This is a genomic window from Rothia terrae, assembly GCF_012396615.1.
GTDB classification, from domain to species: domain Bacteria; phylum Actinomycetota; class Actinomycetes; order Actinomycetales; family Micrococcaceae; genus Rothia; species Rothia terrae.
Map to the genome: position 1 here is coordinate 1 of NZ_JAAXPV010000037.1, position 2,168 is coordinate 2,168.

Here is a 2,168-nt window from a genome sequence, read left to right on the forward strand (position 1 = left end):
TAATTGGAGCCGTTCTTATGGACCTACATGATGAATGGATTTATTCTTCAAGAAAATACATCAATTTTGATAAGTAGAAATGGTAAAAACATTGTATAGCATTTTACACAGGAGTCTGGACTTGACTCACTTCTTATTATTTTTCATTTTTTTAAACTATTTAATACTAATGTCTTTTATAATAGCTTTTCATATATTATATAATCAATCTTTATAAGTCCTTTTATAAATTTCTTTTCTACCATTTTCGATAAATTCCTGTTTAATATTTTTAATTCCATAAACAATAGTTTCAATAGGATAATATTCTTCAACTATATCTTGATATTCTTTTGCTTTCTCAATATCTATATTTCCATACATTCTTAATATATCTTCTCCAAAATTTGTTCCTATTTCTTCTTCACTATCTTCAAGTAAGTATATAAAATCACAATATTCATCTATAATTCCAGAATCTCCAAAATCAATTATTCCAGTTAATCTATTATTGCCATCTAACAATAGATGATTACAACTAAAATCATTATGGCATAAACACTTTTTACCCTCAAAAACTGTTGTTGCATTTAGTCTTTCCATAAAACTTTCTATATAATCTTTTTCTATATCAGTTAAATCATTATAAATAGTTTCACGCAACAATATATACTCTTCTAATACATTTTGTTTATTATCAATAGTACATTCACTAATATCTGTATAATCTAAACCGTGCATTTGTCTTAAAAAACTGGCAATATCTCGTTTTAACAAATTTTGTTCTTCTTCTGACATAGTAGAATAAATTTCTGGTGTTAAAAAAGTTCCTTTAATTTCTTTATAACCTAGTATAGATAATTCATCACTAATATACGAATATTCAATATTAGGAATTTTTACATTAGTTTCTAAATTTGTATTTAAAAAATTATATATTGCTTTTTCTTTTGCATAACCTTTTTTCTTATTAGTACTAAATTTTGTTTTAAAAATGTATTCATTATTAACTAAATATGCCACACTATCATAACCACTACCGATTATTTCAATACTATCTACTTTGAAATTATCAAAGTAATGCTCAATTAAATATTTCATTGCCTTAACATTTGTGGCATTATCATCATATCTATATTCCATTAAATAACAATCTTCTTTTTTGCCCTCGTGTAATTCATGTTCTGGCAAATCTTCAATAATTCTAAAACCAGATTTTTGGTATGCCCTTATTGCTCTTGGATTATTTTTATGAGGGTCTAAAATAACTGCATTAGCATTTCTTTCTTTTTTCAAAAATTCAAAAATCAATTTAATATATCTTGTACCAATTCCTTTACTCCAATAATTTGGCTCTCCTATAAATTGATCCATACCATAGACTATCTCATCAGTTTTTGGATAATGATAATCAGTATATAACTCATCATACATTTTATATATTTGTCCATATCCAATAGGAACATTGTTATATTCAATAATTACTCTAAAAACTTCATCTTCCCAAGGCTCTGTATAATGTTTTTTTAATGATTCTAATGTATATTTTTTATCTCTACCACCATAAAATTCTAATACTCTTTCATCAGTTAACCATTTTAACATCAAAGGAAAATCATCATCTATTAAAGTTCTTATACATATTTCATTTTCAACTATATTCATTTATTTATCACCTTTTTCATAATCATATACATATACTATTTCATCTTTATAATCATTTTTACCACCTAATTTTTCATATACATGGCAAGCTCTAGGATTACCTTTATCAGTTATTAAAAACATTTCAGAACAACCAATCTCTTTAGAATATTCCTTAATAAAAGATAATAATTTTGAACCATAACCTTTGTCTTGATAGTTAGGTAACATTCCTATTGAGTGTAAATAAAACATTGTTTTTCCATCAGGTCTTAAAAGTGTATAGCAATATGCAAATCCTATAATTTTATTATTTTCTTTAGCTATAAACCCAAATGAACTGGTATCATTAAGAAATCCTTTTAAATTATCAATATCAAAAACCATATTATCATCAATTAAAACTTCTTCCATAAACTCAGTCAAGTCCAGACTCCTGTGTAAAATGCTATACAATGTTTTTACCATTTCTACTTATCAAAATTGATGTATTTTCTTGAAGAATAAATCCATTCATCATGTAGGTCCATAAGAACGGCTCCAAT

At 25.2% G+C, this 2,168-nt stretch carries 2 protein-coding genes; both read right to left on the minus strand.

Annotated features, from left to right (window positions below; all coding sequences use genetic code 11):
- Positions 1-204 precede the first annotated feature (204 nt).
- Positions 205-1,644: a bifunctional aminoglycoside N-acetyltransferase AAC(6')-Ie/aminoglycoside O-phosphotransferase APH(2'')-Ia gene (locus tag HF984_RS11260; RefSeq protein ID WP_001028144.1), complete on the minus strand. Its 1,440-nt coding sequence runs from the start codon at positions 1,642-1,644 to the stop codon at positions 205-207.
- Positions 1,645-2,049 carry a GNAT family N-acetyltransferase gene (locus HF984_RS11265; RefSeq protein WP_000134308.1) on the minus strand — a complete coding sequence of 135 codons (405 nt, stop codon included), beginning with the start codon at positions 2,047-2,049 and terminating at the stop codon, positions 1,645-1,647.
- Between the last annotated feature and the right edge of the window lie 119 nt (positions 2,050-2,168).